Source organism: Patulibacter sp. NPDC049589, from assembly GCF_040675535.1.
Lineage (GTDB): Bacteria > Actinomycetota > Thermoleophilia > Solirubrobacterales > Solirubrobacteraceae > Patulibacter.
The window spans coordinates 1-18,237 of record NZ_JBFAPC010000114.1 but is presented as its reverse complement, the minus strand read 5'-3'; the positions used below and the strand labels follow the sequence as shown (position 1 = coordinate 18,237).

The following is an 18,237-nucleotide window of genomic DNA, read 5'->3' as shown; positions in this document are numbered from 1 at the left end:
GGCGGAGCGCGCGAAGGAGGTGCACCTCGTCAACCGCGTCGTGCCGCGCGACCAGCTGATGGCGACCGTCGAGGAGATGGCGTCGAAGATCCTGCGCAACCCGCGGATGGCCGTCGAGTCCGCGAAGGAGACGATCCTCGAGGTCGTCGGCCGGCCGCTCGACGACCAGCTGAAGCTCGAGTGCTTCAACGGCTACGCCACGATGGTCAACCCCGAGATCCACCAGCGCAAGGACCAGTTCCTCGCTCGTGAGGACCAGGACCGGGCCACCACGGCCTGAGCCGCGACATGGCGTACGTCATCGCCCAGCCCTGCGTCGGCACGAAGGACAACTCGTGCACCGAGGTCTGCCCGGTGGACTGCATCCATCCGACGCCGGACGAGCCCGACTACGACACGGTCGAGCAGCTGTACATCGACCCCGAGGAGTGCATCGACTGCGACGCGTGCGTCGAGGCGTGCCCCGTCGACGCGGTCTTCGCCGAGGACCAGCTGCCCGAGGAGTGGGCGGGCTTCGCCGACAAGGGCGTCGACTTCTTCGCGAAGCGCTGAGCGACCGGGGCCCGGAAGGGCCCCGGTCGCCCCACCCGACCGGGCCTTCAGCCCTGGCGCGCCGGGCGCAGGTGCAGGCAGGACGCGATGGCCTGCGCGCGGTTCACGGCCCCGAGCTTGCGGAGGATGTTCTGGACGTGGAACTTCACCGTCCCCGGCGCGATCACCAGCTGCTCGGCGATCGCGTGGTTGCCGGCCCCCGTGAGCATCAACTCCAGGACGTCGCGCTCGCGCGCCGTCAGCGCGTCGACGCCGGCGGCGGGCGCCGGGGCCGCGCGCTCCGGCCCGACCACCGGCGACGGCGCGGGCACCGACACCGGCTGCCCGAAGCCCATCCCGGTGTCGCGCAGCTCGTCCATCATCCGCTTCGTGCTCGCGAGCGCCTCGCGGACGCGGTCGCGCTGGTCGTCGAGCCGCTCGGTCAGCACCGCCCGCTCGTACACCTGCGCGAACCCCTCGGCGTAGCGCCACACGAGCTGCCGGTCGGTCTCGTCGACCCGCCGCTCCGACGGGTGGTGGTCTGCGTGCAGCAGGCCGATGACCCGATCGTCCCGGATCAGCGGCGCGACGACGAACGACGTCTTCTCGCACGCGTCGTAGACGAGCGGGCCGACGCCGGGCCCCGCGTCGGCGGCCAGGACGGGCCGGCGCTCGTGCAGCGCCCGGGCCTCCGCGCCGTCGGGCTGGAACGGGATGCGGCGGTTCGCCCACTCCCGGAACCACGGGGCCGCGGGCGGCTCGGCCCCGAAGTGCACGGTCCACGGGCGCCACGTGTCGTCGACGACCCGCGAGAGCATCGCGCGCCCGAAGCCGCAGCGGCGCACGAGGACCTCGCACGCCTGGTCGAGCAGGTCGCCGGACGACGGCAGCGCCCGGAGTCGCGCGAGTCCGTCCTCGCACTCCGCCAGCCGCCGGCCGCGCAGGTGCACGTCGTGCTCCGCGAGCTCCGACGCGAGGCGCTGCAGGTCGGGGACGACCGTGCACAGCGCGTGGACGCCCGGGGCCTCCAGCTCGCCGGAGTGGCGCATCGCCTCGATGCACGCCTGGAGCGTCCCGGCGACCACGCCGGCGGTCCGCCACGGGCGCGCGACGTCGAGCACGGGCAGCGCGGCGTCGGGTCCGAGGATCTCGGCGGTCGCGTCGCGCAACTCGACCGCGCGGGCCGCGAGCTCCCCCTCCCGCCGGCGCCAGCCGATGGCGCTCGTCGGCGATGGGGTGCTGCGGAATCCGGCGCCCATCGTGCTCACCAGCCCCTTCATGTCCGGTCCTGATCGCCGTCGGCGAGCCGCAGGTACCGCGACACCGCCTCGGCCCGGTTGGACGCCTTGAGCTTCCGGAGGATGTGCTTGACGTGCGACTTGACGGTGCTGACGCCGACGACGAGCTCGTCCGCGATCTGGCTGTTGGTCGACCCGCGCGCCATCCGCTCCAGGACGTCGCGCTCCCGCGGCGTCAGCATCCCGTGGATCTGGGCGTCCCGCGCGACGTCGGCGTCGAGCGTGGCCAGGCGGGCCATGCCGCCCCCCGCGCCCTCCGGCTCGCGGCGCTCCAGGCGGCGGGCGAGCAGGAGGTCGGCGTCCCCGATGTCCGCGATCGTCGTGGCGGTCGACTCGAACGCCTCGCTCACGCGGCGGCGCTGCATCGCGAGGCGCTCGGACAGGACCGTGCGCTCGACGGCCAGCCCGACGCCCTCGGCGAAGGACCGGAGGTTGTCGAGGTCCGCCGGCGTGAGGCGCCGGCGGGTCCAGTGGTTGTCCGCGTGGAGCAGACCCACGACGCGGCCACCCGCGGTGATGGGTGCGACGGCGTAGGCCCGCGTGCCCGTCGCGGCGACGAGCGGCTGGTGGACCCGCTCGTCGCGGGCGGGGTCCTCGACGACGACGGGGATGCCCCGGCGGACGAGCTCGGCCTCGACGAGCGGGGGCCGCAGCGGGATCTCCATCGCCAGGAGCTCCGCGCGCTGGGCGTCGGACGGTCCGTCGTCCGCGCCGAGGACGACGTGCAGCGCCGTCGGGAACCACGAGGAGCCCTGGACCCGGGAGATCAGCGCCCGGTCGAACCCGCAGGCCGCGCAGAGCTCGCCGGGGACGACGCGGGCGACCTCCGCGGCGGACGTGGCCCGGCGGATCCGGGCCATCGCCTCGTACGTGCGGCCCAGCGCCCGGAACCGCAGGTCGCCGACGTGGGCCCGCAGCCGCGCCTGCTGGGCGCCGGTGCTCATCAGCAGCTCCGCGAGCTCCGCCGACGCCTCCGGCGCGGTGGGCACGGCGAGCAGCGTCGTCCCGATCCGGTCGAGGGTCGCGCTCATCGCGTCGATCAGCCGCAGCGCCCGCTCGGGGTCCGGGTCCGGCGGCTCGGCGGACAGCAGGTCCGCTGCGGCCCGCTGGAGGGCGATCGCGAACAGCCGGTCGTCGGATCCCCGGGCCATTGGGTGCTCGGTGGGGGTGGTGATGGTGGTGGTGGCCACGTGTCTCGTCCTCGGTCCGGCGATGGGAAAGGGGGGCATCGTCCTCCTCCCCGAGGTCGCTCTGGCTGCCTGGTCGACCGACCCTAGGCCGGGCCGAGCACCGGCGACCTCCGACGGAAGATGGGCGAATACCCCCCGTTGGTGGTCAGTCCGACGGTTCGTCCTCCTCCTTTCGTCCTCCCCACCCCCTCCCCGGCCGTCTGGCTGGTAGTCCCGTCCGGCGCCGCCGACCGGTGGCTCCGGCGCGCGGCCGCCCGGGTCGCCGGACGGGCCCGGGGTCCGTCGCCGCTGTGGTCGCCCACCGTGATTCCCAACGGGCATCGCGCACGCACGCACGGGGCTCCTAGTCTCGAACCGTGACCCCGCCCAGCAGCCCGCCCGGAATCGGCATCAACATCCTCAGCCCGCGGCTGGCGGACCGGACCCCCGAGGATCGGCGTGCGGTGCTGCGGTCGATCGGCGAGGCCGGCATCGACCACATCCACATCGGCGACCACGTCAGCTTCCGCAACGGCACGGGCTGGGACGGCCTGATCTCGGCGGCGATGCACCTGCACCTCCAGGACCTCGTCCCGGTGCACCTCGGCGTCTACCAGCCGGTGCTGCGCCACCCGGTGCTGGTCGCTCGCGAGCTCTCGACGCTGATGGAGCTCGTCCCCGGACGGCTCGTGCTCGGCGTCGGCGTCGGCGGCGACGACCCGGCCGAGGTCCGCATGTGCGGCGTGAACCCGAAGACCCGCGGGCGCCGCATGGACGAGCACCTCCCCATCCTCCGCGCGCTGCTGGCCGGCGAGCGCGTCACCCACGAGGGCGAGTTCTTCCAGCTCGACGACGTCTTCATCGGTCCGCCGCCGGACCCGGCGATCCCGATCCTCATCGGAGGCCGCTCCGACAAGGCGATCCAGCGCACCGGCCGCCTCGGTGAGGGCTGGCAGGGCATCTGGGTCTCCGCGGACCGCTTCGCGCAGACGATCGAGCAGGTCGAGCAGGCCGGCGCCGACGCCGGTCGTGGCGACGTCGCCTGGCGCCACCAGATGATCATCTGGTGCGGCCTGGGCAAGGACAAGGCGGCGATCCGGGAGTCGGTCGCCCACGAGATGAAGTCGATCTACGGGATCGACTACGAGAAGTTCGAGAAGTGGTCGCCGGCCGGCACGCCGGACGACCTGGCCGAGTTCGTCGCCCCGTACGTCGAGCGGGGCTGTCAGGACATCAGCCTGATCGCGCACGGCGAGGGTCTCGAGGAGACGATCGAGAGCGTCGCGACGGTCAAGCGCCTCCTCGCCGGCGTGGCGGTGGCCCGATGAACCTCGACTACACGCCCGAGCAGGTCGCCTACCGCGAGGAGGTCCGCGCCTGGGTCGACGCGCACAAGGCGGACGCGCCCGCGCTGCACGGCCAGTGGACGGACACGAGCTGGATCGCCGGCCGCCGGGCCTGGCAGGGCGCGCTCGCCGACGGCGGCTACGCCGGCGTGACCTGGCCGCAGGAGTGGGGCGGGCAGGGCCGCAGCCCGGTCGACCAGGTGATCGTCGACCAGGAGCTCGTCCGCGGCGGCGTGCCGAACATCCTCGACTACATCGGGCTGGGGATGCTCGGGCCGTGCATCATGGCCCACGGCACGAGCGAGCAGAAGCAGCGCTACATCGGCCCGATGCTGCACGGCGACGAGATCTGGTGCCAGATGTTCTCGGAGCCCGCCGCGGGCTCCGACCTCGCCGCGCTGCGCACGTCGGCGAAGGCCCAGGACGACGGCACGTTCGTGCTCGACGGCCAGAAGGTCTGGACCACGAACGCGCAGTTCGCCGAGTTCGGCCTCTGCCTCGCCCGCACGAACCCCGACGTCGTCAAGCACCGGGGCCTGACGATGTTCGTCGTCCCGATGGACACCGCGGGCGTGTCGGTGGTCGGCCTGGAGCAGATCTCCGGCGACGCCGAGTTCAACGAGGTCTTCCTCGACGGCGTGGTCCTCGGCCCCGAGCACGTGGTCGGCGAGGTCGACGGCGGCTGGGCCTGCGCGCTGACGGTCCTGATGAACGAGCGGCTGTCGATCGGCCGCGACGTCACGGGCTTCCGCATGGACGTCGACCGCTTCCCGCCGCCGATCGCCGCAGACGCCCACGCCCGGCGCGACCCGGAGGTCCGCCATCGCCTGGGCGACGCGAGCGTCGACCTGCTGGCCGTGCGCTTCAACGGCCTGCGCGCCCTGACGGCGCTGCAGAGCGGCCAGGTCCCCGGACCCGAGGCCGGCCTGGCGAAGCTGACGATGGTCGAGGCCGCCACCCGCGCCGCCGACCTCGTCGTCGACGTCGTCGGCCCGTCCGCCCTGGACCCGTCGAGCGAGTGGTACCACGTGGTCTCGTACCTGCCGGGCTTCCGCTCGGCGGGCGGCACCGCCGAGATCGTCCGCAACACCGTCGGGGACCGCGTCCTCGGCCTGCCGCCCGAGCCCCGCTCGGACAAGGGCGTCCCGTTCTCCCAGCAGCGCACCGACGGACCCGTGGAGGCCCGATGAACCTCGACCTGACCGACGAGCAGCGCCTGCTGCGCGGATCCGCCCGCGACCTGCTCGCCGGGCGCGGCACGATCGCTGCCGCGCGCGCCGCGATCACCGACCCCTCGGCGCTGCCGGACCTGTGGTCCGTGGCGACCGAGATGGGCTGGACCGGCCTGCTGGTGTCGGAGGAGCACGACGGCGTCGGCCTCGGCGCGTTCGACGCGATGCTCGTGCTGACGGAGCTCGGCCGCGTGCTCGCCGCCGCGCCGCTGCTCGGCCACCTGCCGGCGTCGGTGCTGGCGGACCGCGGCGACGCGGCGCTGGCGTCGGAGCTCGCGGAGGGCGCCCGCCGCGCCGCGTTCGTCGCGGCCCGGCCGCCCGGCGACGTGGAGGGCGGCTGGACCGTCGAGCGCGAGACGGGCGCCGGCCGAATCCCGGCGCCGGTGCTCGCGGCCGACGGCACGCTGTCGGGGACGACGGCCTGGGTCCCGGACGCGCCCGGCGCGGACGTCCTGGTCGTCGCCGCCACCCGCGAGGACGGCGCGCCCGTCGCGCTGGTCGTCGAGGCTCCGGACGCGACGGTGCGCGAGGAGCGCACCTACGACGCGACGCGCAGCCTCGGGCACGTGACCTTCGACGGCTCCGCCGCCCGCGAGCTGCCGGGAGTCGGCGCCGACGAGCTCGCCGAGGCCTGGTACCTCGCGCAGTCGCTGCTGGCCGCCGAGTCGCTCGGCGCTGTCGAGACCGCGCTCGAGATGGCCGTCACGTACGCGAAGGACCGCACGACGTTCGGCCGGCAGATCGGCTCGTACCAGGCGGTCAAGCACCAGCTCGTCGACGTGCTGAAGCTGCGCGAGAACGCGTACTCGCTGATCGTCTACGCGGGGCTCGCGCACGCCGACCTGCCCGGCGAGCTGCCGCTGGCCGCCAGTGCCGCGCGGTCCGGCGCGGGCAAGGCCCTGGACCAGGCGTCCCGGACCTGCATCGCCGTGCACGGCGGCATCGGCGCGACGTGGGAGCACGACGCGCCCCTGATCTTCCGGCGAGCGCAGATCAGCCGCCGGCTCCTGGGGGGCGTCGACGACGCCACCGACCGCGTGGCCGGCGAGGTCCTGGCCGCCGCGTCGGCCTGAGCGCCGCCGGCCCCCCGGCCCTGCATCACACCAGCGCGGCGCCTGCCGCCCGGATCGGACGCCCGCGGCACCCCGATCCGTCCATCAGTCCGCGAACACCGAGGAGCAGCAGATGAGCACCGTGTCCGAGCTGGAAGTCACCTACGACCACCTCTACATCGGCGGCGAGTGGGTCGCCCCGTCCGGGTCCGAGAAGATCACCGTCGTCTCGCCGTCGACCCTGCAGACGATCGGCGTGGTCCCCGACGGGACGACCGCCGACGTCGACCGCGCCGTCGCGGCCGCCCGTGCCGCGTTCGTCGACCGCGCCGGCTGGTCCACCTGGTCGCCCGAGGAGCGCCAGGTCGTCCTCAACCGCTTCGCGGACGAGATGGACGCCCGGCTCGAGGAGACCGCCGTCCGCACGTCGTCGCAGAACGGCATGCCGATCGCGATCGCCCGGCAGCTCGAGGGCGGCTTCCCGGGGATGCTGCTGCGCTACTACGCGGACGTCGCGGTCCAGCAGGAGCGCGAGGAGTACCGGCCGGGCCTGCTCGGCGGCACGTCGGTCGTGCGCCGGACGCCGCTGGGCGTCGTCGGCGCGATCGTGCCGTGGAACTTCCCCCAGGCCCTGACCTTCCTGAAGTTCGGCCCGCTCCTCGCCGCCGGCTGCACCGTGGTGCTCAAGCCGTCGCCCGAGACGGTGCTGGACGCGTACACGATCGCCGAGGCCGCGGAGGCCGCCGGCGTGCCCGCCGGCGTCGTCAACATCGTCCAGGGCGGCCGCGACGTCGGCGCGTACCTCGTCGAGCACCCGGACGTCACGAAGATCGCGTTCACCGGCTCGACCGCCGCCGGCCGCAAGATCGGCGAGGTCTGCGGCCGCCTGCTGAAGCCCGTCACCCTCGAGCTCGGGGGCAAGTCCGCCGCGATCGTCCTCGACGACGGCGACCTGGCCGGCAACATGGAGGCCCTCTTCGGCTGCATGCTGATCAACAACGGGCAGACCTGCTGGCTCAACAGCCGGATCCTCGCGCCGAAGAGCCGCTACGACGACGTCGTCGAGACGCTCTCCGCGCTCGCCAACGGCGTGACGATCGGCAACCCGCTGGACGACGCGACGCAGATCGGACCGGTCGTCTCGAAGGTCCAGCGCGACAAGATCGAGGGCTACATCCAGAAGGGCAAGGACGGCGGCGCGCGTGTCGCGGCCGGCGGCGGCCGCCCCGACGGCCTGGACGGCTACTACGTGCAGCCGACCGTCTTCGCGGACGTCGACCGGAACGCGGTCATCGCCCAGGAGGAGATCTTCGGGCCGGTCCTCTCGGTCATCCAGTACGACGACCTCGACGACGCGATCGAGATCGCCAACGGCACCGAGTTCGGCCTCGGCGGCACGGTCTGGACCGAGGACAAGGAGCGCGGCCTCGCCGTCGCCCGCCGCGTCCAGACGGGTACGATCGGCATCAACCACTACGTCAACGACCCGGGCGCGCCGTTCGGCGGCGTGAAGGCCTCGGGCCTCGGCCGCGAGATGGGCCCCGAGGCGCTCGGCTACTACCAGGCGATCCAAACCGTCTACCTGGACCCGCCGACCGTCGGCTGAGGACGCGGGACCCGGCCCGCCTCGCCCGTCCGGCGGAGCCGCCCGCCCCGCCGCGCGACGCGGCGGAGAACCGCGAACGCCCCGGCCCCCGGCCGGGGCGTTCGTCGTTCCGCGGACGGATGGGGCCGTCGTCGCGCCGGACGCGGACGGGGCGTCGTCGTTTCGGGAACGGGGGTCGTCGTCGTCCGGCCGGCCCGTCGGGGCGGACCCGCGCCACGGGCGACCCGGCAGCCGGGCCCCCTCCTGATGCCCCTTCGCGATCACCGTTGCGTGGCATGTACGCGCGGGCGTAGAACGGGTCATGGTCGAGAAGCGCGTGTGGTGCGGCATCTGCGAGGCGTCCTGTGGGCTGGTCGCCACGGTCGAGAACGACGAGATCGTGAAGATGCGGCCCGACGAGGACCACCCGCAGTCCAAGGGCTTCGCGTGCCCGAAGGGGATCCTCTTCCCCGAGGTCATGAAGGACCCCGACCGGCTGCGCGACCCGATGAGGCGGATGCCCGACGGTTCGTTTCAGAAGGTCGGCTGGGACGAGGCGCTCGACGACATCGGCCGGCGGCTGAAGCGCGTCATCGACGTGCACGGCAGCGACGCCGTCGGCGTCGGCCTGGGCAACGCGAACGCCTGGAACTACGGCGCGTTCCTCACGCTCTTCGGCATGGCGACGGTGCTGAAGACGAAGCACTTCTACACGGCGTCGTCGGTCGACATCAACAACTACTGGGTCGTCAGCCAGCTGCTCTACGGCAACAACCTGACCAACCCGTTCCCGGACTTCGCGCGCACCGACTTCGCGCTGGTCCTCGGCGCCAACCCGGTCGTGTCGCACGGCTCGATGGCGACGATCGGCCGGATCCGCGAGACGATGCTCGCGATCACCGACCGCGGCGGCCGCGTCGTGGTCGTCGACCCGCGGCGCACCGAGACGGCCCGGCTCTTCGAGCACCAGCCGATCCTCCCCGAGGGCGACGTCTGGCTGCTGCTGGGCCTGCTGAAGGTGATCGTCGAGGAAGGCCTCGTCGACGACGCGCGGGTCCGCGAGCAGGCCTCCGGCGTCGACTTCGCGCTCCGGATCGCCCGCGAGGTCGACATGGAGCGCGTCGAGGCCGAGACCGCCATCCCGGCGGAGACCGTCGCCCAGCTGGCCCGCGACTTCGCCACCGCGCCGTCGGCCAACCTCTACGGCCGCTGCGGCTCGTCGCTCGGCCGCTTCGCGTCGCTGACGAAGTACCTGATGGACGTCATCAACATCGTCACCGGCAACCTCGACCGCGAGGGCGGCATGCTCTTCGGCCGGCCGATGGTCGACCTCGAGTTCATGACGAAGATCCTCGGCGCGTCCGGCTACGACCGCTGGCGCACCCGGGTCGACGACATCCCCGAGGTCATCGGCACCTCTCCGTGGGCGACGTTCCCGCGCGAGGTCGCCACGCCCGGCAAGGGGCAGTGCCGGGCGATGGTCTGCGTCGCCACGAACGCCGCGACGACGTCGCCGGCGACCGGTGCGATGGAGGAGGCGTTCCAGAACCTCGACCTCTTCGTCTCGCTCGATCCGTACATCACGGAGACCAACCGCTTCGCCGACTACGTCCTGCCGCCGAAGCTCTTCTACGAGCGCGAGGGCTTCCCGGTCTTCTCGCAGTCGCACAACTCCGTGCCGCACGCGCAGTGGACGGACCCGGTCGTGACGGGCCCGCCGAACGTGCGCGACGACTGGCGCACGCTCGACGAGATCTGCAAGCGGATCGGGATCGTGCCGTCCGGTGCCCCGGGCGCGCAGCTGATGGGCAGGCTCGGCATCCGCATCCCGCCGGGCGTCGGTGTCGACCTCTTCATGCGGATCGGCCCGGACGGCGACCTCTTCGGCCTGCGCCGCAAGGGCATCAGCAGGAAGAAGCTCCTGAAGGCCGGCGGCCCGATCAAGTTCTCGGACCACTGCCCGACGGGCGTGATCCGGAAGAAGGTCCACCACAAGGACCAGCTCGTCCACCTCGAGCACCCGATGTTCGCCGAGGAGCTGGAGCGGCTGACCGCCATGCAGAGCTCCGACCCGGAGCACCCGCTCAGGATCTTCTCGATCCGCGAGCTGCGCTCCCAGAACTCCTGGCTGCACAACGTCGAGAAGCTGATGTCGGGCAAGCGGTCCTGCCGCCTGCGGATGCACCCGCGGGACGCCGAGGCGCGCGGCCTCGAAGACGGCGCGGAGGTCCACATCGCGTCGCGCTGGGGCGCGATCGAGGTCCCGGTCGAGGTCACCGACGACGTCGTCCCCGGCTCCGTCGGACTCAACCAGCACTGGGGCCACAAGGGCGGCTGGAAGGTCGCCAACGCCGCCGGCGGCGCCCGCTACAACGACCTCGTCCCCAACGACCCGGCGCTGCTGGATCGGGTCTCGGGCAACGCCTGGGTCAACGGCATCGGGGTCCAGGTCCAGCGGGCGGTCGCGGGGCCGGGGTCCCTGGAGACGCCCGAGACCGTCGTCCGGGCCGCGGGCGCGGAGCCGGTCGTCGGCGCGGCGGCGCCGCGCCGGGCGCCGGTGGCGGGGGACTGAGCGCCGTGCGGCCGGGGTGGCGCGGGAGCCCTCCGCCAGCCCGGGTCGCGACGCGAGCGGCGGATCAGAAGCCGGCCCCCTCCGGGAGGACCGTCTCGACCCGATCGCGCGTGGCCGCCATGGCCCACAGGGTGTCGGCCAGCCCGTCGGGGTCCACCGTCGGCAGCTCGACGCCGTCGGGCAGGTCGATCGTGATCGCGCCCGACCTCAGCGCGTCGTGGGCGGCGCTGCGCTCGATCATCGCCGCGATCGCGATCGTGCCCGCGTAGACGCCGCGAGGGGCGAGCTCGGCGTGCAGCCCGTGGATCCAGTTGCGGGCCGCGCCCATCGCCTGGCCCGGCCCGCTCATCCCCGGCGGCGGCAGCACGGCCGAGGCCCCGTGCCCGAGGAGGATCGCGCCGTCCCCGCGCTCCAGCATCTGCGGCAGCACCGCCCGGACCACCTCGACCGGGGCGAGCAGGTAGATGTCCAGGAGGGGGCGCAGGGCCTCCGCCGTCAGCTCGGCGGCCGGCACGAACCCGCCCTCGGCGACCGGCGCGTACTCGACCACGTCGATCGAGCCGAAGCGATCCGTGATCGCCGCCACGAGCGCCGGGATCGACCCCAGGTCGCGCAGGTCGGCCGGGAACGCGGCCGCCTCGACGCCCTCGGCGGCGAGGGTGACGACGAGCGCCTCGAGCGGCTCCGGCCGGCGCCCGACGAGCGCGACGCGGTAGCCCTCGCGCCCGAAGCGGCGGGCGACGGACGTCCCGAGCCCGGGGCCGGCTCCGAAGATGGCGATCGTCTTGGTCATGTGCTCGTTCCGATGGTCGCAGAGAAGTTGAGTGGTGCTTCAAGTTCACCGTAGCACGGAACTTGAGGTATAGTTCAGGTTCTACTGCGTGCGATGATGTCGTCGATGACCGCCCCCGAGCACCCTCTGCGCCGGGACGCCGCGCGCAACGTGGAGCGCGTCAAGGCGGCGGCGATCGACGTCTTCCGCGAGGTCGGACTCCAGGCGCCACTGGAGGAGATCGCCCGGCGCGCCGGCGTCAGCGTCGGCACGATCTACAACCGCTTCGGCTCCCGCGAGGCCCTGATCGACGCGGTCGTGCCCGACGTCGCCGCCGCCAAGCTCGACGCCGTCCGGCGGACGGCGATGGAGGGCCCCGACGAGTGGGAGCGCCTGGCCCGCTACCTCGAGGGCCTCTGCGCGCTGCAGGCCGAGGACCCGGCGCTCAGCGACGTGATCGCGCGCGCCTACCCCGACGGGGCGACCGCGCTGGCCCGGGTCTGCTCCGCCTCGATCGACCACGCAGCGACCCTGATCGACGAGGCGCACACGGCCGGCGTCCTGCGCGCGCGCTTCACCGCAGCCGACCTGCCGGCGCTGCTCATCGCCAACCGCGCACTCGTCGGCGCACCCCAGCTGGATCCCGAGGCGTGGCGACGGATGCTTGACATCGTGCTGGACGGGCTACGAGCCGACTTCGGGCGTCGCCCCCGACGAGGCCGCTGATCGCCGGCGCCGACCTCTGAACGTCCAGCCGTTCCGCCACGCAGAGCCACCGGCGGCCCCGTCGCCGCCTGCGACGAGGCTTCCCCGGGGCGGCGCACGAGCACGCACGGGCGGTCAGTGCCGCCGCGCGGTAGCCCCGCGCCCCGCGCGCCGGCTGAGCACCGTCGCGGTTGCCAGCGCGACGATGCCGATCCACGCCGCGGCGTCGTATCCGGACTCCGTCGGCGTCGACGCGCCGACCGGGATCGTCGTCACCAGCAGCGTTGCGCTGAGCGCGCTGCCAGCGGAGTAGCCGACGTAGCGGAGCACCTGGTAGAAGCTGTTCGCACTGCCGGTCTACGCCTCGGGGACGCCGCGGTACAGCTGCGCGGGCTGCATGGCGAAGATCGCTCCGACACCGAACCCGGCCAGCGCCATCGTCACGAGCAGCCGGACGATCGACGACCGTGCGAGCAGGAACAGCACCATCGAGGCGATCAGCACGCCGCTGGCGGCCGCGACGATCACCTCGTGGGTGAACCGCGCCGCCAGCCGGCGGACGACGCGGCTGGCCCCGAAGTCCGCCGCCGAGTACGGCTCGAGCATCAGCCCGGCGACCGCGACCGACGAGTCGAACCCGTAGCAAGCGGCCTCCGGCGTCTGCACACAGCGGACGACGAGCGACAGCAGCGAGAAGATGCCGATGCCGACGGGGAGGACCATGACGTCGGCGGCGAGCACCGAGGGGTGCCGCAGCAGGCGGACGTCCACGAGGGGCGACGCGGTCCGGACCTCCGACGCGACCCACGCAGCGGGCACCGCGATCGTGGCTACAAGCGTCCCGAGGGTCGCCGCGGACGCCCAGCTCCGGTCGGGGCCCTCCGCCAGCGCGAGCAGCAGGCCGCCCAGCCGGGCGGCGGTCGTCGCGCCGAGCAGGGCGTTCTCCGGACCGGCGCTCTCGCACGGGAGCGCGTCGCGGGCGGCGGCGATCGCCAGCGGCACGAGGCCGAGGGGCCCCCGACGTTCCCGGCCGCCGTCGAGACCACGCCGAGGACGACGACGGCCGGCAGCAGCAGCCGGCCGCGCGGGCCCCCCGTCGCCGCGGGAGTCGCCTTCCCGACCGCGCTCATCCGCGCCGCGACCGCCGACGGAGCACCGGCGGCGGGATGGACCCCGATTGCCTTTCATATGCGTGATGCAAGCGCATCTGCCGGATCGGGTGGGCCCCCGCGTTCCGCCGGAACAGCGGGGGCTCGGCGAGGACGGACTCGACGTCGAGGAGGCCGCGCATGCCCGCTACCAGCCGACCGTCCAGCAGATGACGCTCGGCGGTGGCCAGGAGCGCGACGGCCCGTGCTCCGTGAGCCCGGGCCGACTCGCAATCTGCCCGGGAGAGCCGGAGCCACCTCGTGCAGATCCGCCGACCCCGGCTCAGGAGCGCCACCGGTCATCGAGCCGTGTTGCCGTCGCCGGGGGCATCGCCCTCGGCGAGGTACCGGGGTTCGCGAACGCCACCCGTCGAACTACTTCGCGCCCCAGGACTTCCTGTAGACGCTCCGGAAGTCGACCGTCGACTTGTAGAGCTCCCCCTTCGGTGGGAGGTTGTGGTCCTTGTCGACGGCGATGAAGCCGATGCCCTGCGGCACGGGCTCCTGGCCGTTGAGGATGCGGTTGACGTTGTCCAACGCACCCCAGCCCATCCATTGCGTGTCGTGTGCCGTCACCCCGTCGATGAGGCCCTGGCGCACGAGGTCGAAGGACGCCGCCGATCCGGACCCGCCCGTGACGAGCATGTCCGGGTTCGCGCTCTTCGCCGCCTGCGCGCCGCCGACGAGGAAGTTCACGTCGAACGGGAAGTACGCCGCGTTCGCGGTCGGGTTCTTCGTCAGGACGGACCGCAGGCGCTGGACGTACGCCCCGTCCGGGGTGAGGTCCGGGTTGGCGAAGCTCGCCTCCTCCAGGACCTTGCAGCCGCCGCACTGGTCGAACGTCTCGCGGAAGCCCGCGTTGACCGTCTCGTGGGTCGCCTCGGTGCCGTGGCTCAGGATGATCTGTGCCTTCGCGTCGCTCTTGTGGATGAGGTACGCCGCCGACACCTGGCCCCACACCTTGAAGAAGTCGACGTTGCCCTTGATCTCATCGGTGTACGGATTGTCGTAGGGGAGGAGGTCCTCGCCGTTCTTCGGCGGGTCGGAGCAGTCGAGGGCCTCCACGCCGATAACCGGGATCTTCCGCTTCTTGGCCTCCGCGAGCGGGGCGTTGATCGTCGGGCAGTCGGCGGCGTGGATGATCATCGCGTCCGGGTCAGCGGCGAGCGCCTGCCGCACCGCCTTCTCATTGCCGTTGTTCACGTTCAGGGCGCCGTCGGCGATCTTGAAGTCCCAGCCGATGGCCTTCGCGGCCTCCTGGGCCGCCTTCGCCGGGACCGAGCAGTCCGGCACCGACATCCCGCAGGAGATCCACCAGATCGACTTGCCCTTCTGCGGCTTGGGTCCGCTCGCGGGGGGCGACTTCTCACCGCCCTTGTAGAGGGCCTCGAGCGTGGGCAGGCCGTCGGGGGCCTTGCTGGTGGCCTCCGGGGCCGCCGCAGTGGTCTCGGAGCCCTTCGCGGCCGTGCTTGGCGTGTCGTCGTCCCCACCGCAGCCGACGGCGGCCAGCGACGAGGCCCCTACGAGGGCCATGACGCCGAGCAACCGCGCGTAGCGCCTGCTGCGTCCCTCACTGGACCAGTTATGCATTGGTTCTCCCCGTTCTCTCTACCTGCATTGACCTGTATGGATGTCCTACCAAGCACCCCCGAGCCGCCGGGGCACCAGAAACCGCTTTGTCGTGTCCCCCATAGACGCCCGCCACCCCCGATCGGAGCGTCCGCGCCCACGGGCCCGCCCGTGGGTTCCGTGGCGCCCGCGGGGCTCGCCCGGCCCGACGCCACGGCCCCGGTCCCGACCGGGCCACGCCCGTCCGCCTGCGGCGAACCCCCGGGACGACGGGCGCCGGCCGACCGCCTTCCGTCCGCGACCGCCTACGGTCGATCGACGGGAGACCCGGCCCCCGGCGGCGCCACCGCTGCTCCTCCGTCGGGCTCGTCGCGACTGGACATCTGCGCCCGCAGAGCCGACTCCGCCCGGACCTCGCGACGCCGGGCAGCGACCGTGGAGATGGCGACGGCGACGACGAGCGCTGCGCCGTTGAACGTCGGCGTGATCCAGGTGTCGGCGCCCAGCAGCGAGAGGCCGCTGATCGCGATCGCCGCGAAGAACACGCCGAGCACCGTGCCCCAGACGTTGTAGTGCCCGGGCCGGATCGTGGTGGCCCCGAGGAAGACAGCGGTCAGCGCAGGAAACAGGTAGCCGGGACCGGCGGTCGGGTCCGCGCCGCCCGTCCGCGACGTCATGAGCGCGCCGGCCACGCCGGCGATCGCCCCCGACGCGAGGAACGCGAGGAACACCGACCGGTCGACCCGGATCCCCACCAGCCGCGCAGCGCGCTCGCTCGATCCGATGCTCTCGAGCTGTCGCCCGAAGGGCGTATGCGACAGCCCATACCACACGAGCAAGCCCACCACCATGAACAGGATGAACGGCCGCGGAAGCCCGATCCACTCTTGGGAGCCCCACTCGCGAAAGCTCGCCGGAATGCCGCTGAAGATCGATTGACCTTTGGTGTAGAGCTGGATGAGCCCGCCCACCAGTGTGTAGGTCCCCAGGGTGACGATGAAGCCGTTGAGCTTCAGGCCCGCGACGAGGATGCCGTTCACGCACCCGGCGGCCACGGCGATCGCGATCCCTCCGAGGATGCCGACCCACACCGGTGCTCCGTGCGTGGAGATCAGCGCCGCCGACGTGACGTTCGCCAGACCGGCGATCGCGGCGACCGAGAGATCGAAGTAACCGCAGAGGAGCGGGATGACCATCGCCAGGGCGATCAGCCCCGTGACCGACTGGTTGCCCAAGATGTTGCGGATGTTGGCCGCCGACGTGAAGGCGTCCCCGCTGGTCGAGTTCGTGGCGAAGAACACCACGAGGACCACGAGGGCCATGCCGAGCGCGCCGCGCTCGAGGACGGTGAGCAGCGAGACCCGCGGAGGCGCGAGCTTGCGTGCGGCGGGAGCTACGGTTTCTGTGGACATGATCAACGACGACCTTCGGAGTGGGTAAGTTGCGTGAGGACCTCGGCGGTCAGCTCGTCGCGCGGGACGTCCGCGATGACGCGTCCCTCGCGGAGCACGACCGCGCGGTCGGAGACGAGCGCGAGCTCGTCGAAGTCGGACGCCACGACGATCACGGCCATGCCGCGGCTGACCGCCTGCCGTACGAGCGCGTAGATCTCGGCACGCGCGCCGATGTCGACGCCCTGGGTCGGCTCGTCGAGCAGGAGCAGCCGCGGCTCCCGGCGCATCCAGCGCGCGAGGATGACCTTCTGCTGGTTGCCGCCCGAGAGCGTGCTGATGAGCGCGCGCTCCGACGCCCCCTTGACGCCGAACTCGGCCATGAGGCCCGCGCCGTCCGCGCGCATGCGGCGATCGCGGAGCCGCAGGCCCCGCCAGTACCGGCCGAGGCTCCCGATCCCGATGTTCGCGTAGACCGACTGGTCGAGGAAGGCCGCTTCCTCGGCCCTGTTCTCGGGAACGAGCGCGACGCCGGCCGCGATGGCGTCCGCCGGATGCCGCCAGCGGCGACGGTCGCCATCGAGCTCGATCGTCCCGGACTCGACCGGGAGATCCCCGAAGATCGCGCGTAGAAGCTCGCTGCGACCCGAGCCGAGGAGCCCCGCCACGCCGAGGATCTCCCCCGGATCCACCCGGATGCTCACGTCCCGGAGCGGGCCGGCATGGAGCCGGTCGACGGAGAGCACGCTGGTGGCGGCGCGAGGGGGCGGAGCCGGGCGGTCGGCCGCCTCGAGCTCGCGCCCGACGATGGCCCTGATCAGGCCGTCCTCGTCGAGCTCCGCGGTCGGATACGTGCCCTGCAGCCGGCTGTCCCGCAGGACGGTCACCCGATCGGTCAGGTCGAGCATCTCCCCGATCCGGTGGCTGACGTAGAGGATGCTCTGGCCCGCGGCGGCGTAGCGCTTCAGCGAGCCGAGCAGCAGGCTCACCTCGTGCTCGGGCAGGGCCGTCGTCGGCTCGTCGAGGATCAGCAGGCCGCCCGCCCCGTCGTCGAGGTCCTGCAGGGCCCGGGCGATCGCGACCTGCGTCTGGCCCGCCCGACTCATGTCGCGCAGGAGCGTGCGGGGCGTCGCCTGGATCTCGAAGCGGTCGATCAGCTCGGCCGTCCGGGCGCGGATGCGGCGCCAGCGGATCCGTCCGGCGGGCCCGGTGTCGAAGCCATGGCCGAGCGAGAGGTTCTCGGCGAGCGTCATGTCCAGGAACACGCCGAGGTCCTGGTGGACGACCCGGATGCCGCAACGGTGCGCCAGCTCGGGGGAGGCATGGTCCGCCGCGAACGCCTGGCCGCCCACCTCGACGGTCCCGCCGGGCTCCCCCTGATGGACGCCGGCGAGGATCTTGATCAAGGTCGACTTCCCCGAGCCATTCCCTCCGACGAGACCGTGGATCTCTCCGGGGAGGATCTCCATGTCGACCCCGCTCAACGCGACCGTGCCGGGGAAGACCTTCGTCAGGTTGGTGAGCCGCACCGCCGGTCCGGCGCCCGCCGCCCGGCCACCGGTGACGCCCCCGTCCGGGCCGTCGCGGAGCGGACCGTCCGCCGCGGCTCCCAGGGCCTCTCCGTCGGTCTCCGGGGGCCCCGGCGGTCGACGGCCCGCTCCTCCGGGCTCCACTACGGCGCTCCGTGCGGAGGCCCTTCCGTCTCTCGTCTTGCTCATCTTCATCCACCTGTTCCGACGACTTCCAAGTTCGAACGACTGCTGACGTCCACCGCACACGCGCCTCCTCTCCTCCCGCGCCGACCGGCGGCGCCTCGCTGTCGGCGACCTGCAGACCGGCGGGGCGCGCCGCGGACCGGACGGTCCGG

The 18,237-nt window shown here is 73.0% G+C and carries 16 protein-coding genes; 8 read left to right on the top strand and 8 right to left on the bottom strand.

What is annotated here, in order from left to right; all coding sequences use genetic code 11:
- Together AB0L40_RS19040 and AB0L40_RS19035 are read left to right on the top strand one after the other, a co-directional pair.
- A partial coding sequence (locus AB0L40_RS19040; protein WP_364358079.1) for an enoyl-CoA hydratase-related protein occupies positions 1 to 280 on the top strand: 280 nt, incomplete at its 5' end.
- A gap of 8 nt (positions 281 to 288) precedes the next feature.
- The gene (locus AB0L40_RS19035; protein ID WP_364358076.1) at positions 289 to 552 is read left to right on the top strand and encodes a ferredoxin family protein; all 264 of its coding nucleotides are present in this window, start codon (positions 289 to 291) and stop codon (positions 550 to 552) included.
- Positions 553 to 599: 47 nt separating this feature from the next.
- Here the strand turns inward: AB0L40_RS19035 and AB0L40_RS19030 are convergent, their stop codons facing one another.
- Together AB0L40_RS19030 and AB0L40_RS19025 are read right to left on the bottom strand one after the other, a co-directional pair.
- Complete coding sequence (locus AB0L40_RS19030; RefSeq protein ID WP_364358074.1) at positions 600 to 1,811, bottom strand: LuxR C-terminal-related transcriptional regulator; 1,212 nt, start codon at positions 1,809 to 1,811, stop codon at positions 600 to 602.
- Positions 1,808 to 3,019: a LuxR C-terminal-related transcriptional regulator gene (locus AB0L40_RS19025; RefSeq protein WP_364358071.1), complete on the bottom strand. Its 1,212-nt coding sequence runs from the start codon at positions 3,017 to 3,019 to the stop codon at positions 1,808 to 1,810. Before AB0L40_RS19025 ends, AB0L40_RS19030 begins: the two co-directional genes overlap by 4 nt.
- A gap of 356 nt (positions 3,020 to 3,375) precedes the next feature.
- Here AB0L40_RS19025 and AB0L40_RS19020 point away from each other — a divergent pair, with 356 nt between their 5' ends.
- From AB0L40_RS19020 to AB0L40_RS19000, 5 genes are all read left to right on the top strand, one after another.
- Positions 3,376 to 4,326, top strand: coding sequence for an LLM class flavin-dependent oxidoreductase (locus AB0L40_RS19020; RefSeq protein WP_364358068.1), 951 nt, complete (start codon positions 3,376 to 3,378; stop codon positions 4,324 to 4,326).
- Entirely contained in the window at positions 4,323 to 5,534 is a 1,212-nt protein-coding gene (locus AB0L40_RS19015) for an acyl-CoA dehydrogenase family protein (protein ID WP_364358065.1), read from the top strand. The genes AB0L40_RS19020 and AB0L40_RS19015 overlap by 4 nt, the downstream gene beginning before the upstream one ends.
- Positions 5,531 to 6,649, top strand: coding sequence for an acyl-CoA dehydrogenase family protein (locus tag AB0L40_RS19010; protein WP_364358062.1), 1,119 nt, complete (start codon positions 5,531 to 5,533; stop codon positions 6,647 to 6,649). Before AB0L40_RS19015 ends, AB0L40_RS19010 begins: the two co-directional genes overlap by 4 nt.
- Before the next feature lie 112 nt (positions 6,650 to 6,761).
- Positions 6,762 to 8,234, top strand: a complete 1,473-nt coding sequence (locus AB0L40_RS19005) for an aldehyde dehydrogenase (RefSeq protein WP_364358059.1) — start codon at positions 6,762 to 6,764, stop codon at positions 8,232 to 8,234.
- 301 nt (positions 8,235 to 8,535) lie between these two features.
- Complete coding sequence (locus AB0L40_RS19000) at positions 8,536 to 10,785, top strand: molybdopterin-dependent oxidoreductase (RefSeq protein ID WP_364358056.1); 2,250 nt, start codon at positions 8,536 to 8,538, stop codon at positions 10,783 to 10,785.
- 64 nt (positions 10,786 to 10,849) lie between these two features.
- Here the strand turns inward: AB0L40_RS19000 and AB0L40_RS18995 are convergent, their stop codons facing one another.
- Positions 10,850 to 11,578, bottom strand: coding sequence for an SDR family NAD(P)-dependent oxidoreductase (locus AB0L40_RS18995; RefSeq protein ID WP_364358053.1), 729 nt, complete (start codon positions 11,576 to 11,578; stop codon positions 10,850 to 10,852).
- A gap of 105 nt (positions 11,579 to 11,683) precedes the next feature.
- Between AB0L40_RS18995 and AB0L40_RS18990 the strand changes: the two genes are divergently transcribed.
- On the top strand, positions 11,684 to 12,283 hold the full coding sequence (locus tag AB0L40_RS18990; protein WP_364358050.1) for a helix-turn-helix domain-containing protein: 600 nt from the start codon (positions 11,684 to 11,686) through the stop codon (positions 12,281 to 12,283).
- A gap of 114 nt (positions 12,284 to 12,397) precedes the next feature.
- Here AB0L40_RS18990 and AB0L40_RS18985 read toward each other — a convergent pair whose 3' ends face one another.
- The 5 genes from AB0L40_RS18985 to AB0L40_RS18965 all read right to left on the bottom strand — a co-directional run bounded on the left by AB0L40_RS18985 (position 12,398) and on the right by AB0L40_RS18965 (position 17,899).
- Entirely contained in the window at positions 12,398 to 12,592 is a 195-nt protein-coding gene (locus AB0L40_RS18985; RefSeq protein ID WP_364358047.1) for a hypothetical protein, read from the bottom strand.
- Positions 12,593 to 12,619: 27 nt separating this feature from the next.
- Positions 12,620 to 13,264 carry a hypothetical protein gene (locus AB0L40_RS18980; RefSeq protein ID WP_364358044.1) on the bottom strand — a complete coding sequence of 215 codons (645 nt, stop codon included), beginning with the start codon at positions 13,262 to 13,264 and terminating at the stop codon, positions 12,620 to 12,622.
- Between the two features lie 521 nt (positions 13,265 to 13,785).
- Positions 13,786 to 14,943, bottom strand: a complete 1,158-nt coding sequence (locus AB0L40_RS18975) for a substrate-binding domain-containing protein (protein WP_364358041.1) — start codon at positions 14,941 to 14,943, stop codon at positions 13,786 to 13,788.
- A gap of 341 nt (positions 14,944 to 15,284) precedes the next feature.
- Complete coding sequence (locus AB0L40_RS18970; protein WP_364358038.1) at positions 15,285 to 16,391, bottom strand: ABC transporter permease; 1,107 nt, start codon at positions 16,389 to 16,391, stop codon at positions 15,285 to 15,287.
- Positions 16,392 to 16,393: 2 nt separating this feature from the next.
- Positions 16,394 to 17,899: a sugar ABC transporter ATP-binding protein gene (locus AB0L40_RS18965; protein ID WP_364358035.1), complete on the bottom strand. Its 1,506-nt coding sequence runs from the start codon at positions 17,897 to 17,899 to the stop codon at positions 16,394 to 16,396.
- Positions 17,900 to 18,237 lie beyond the last annotated feature (338 nt).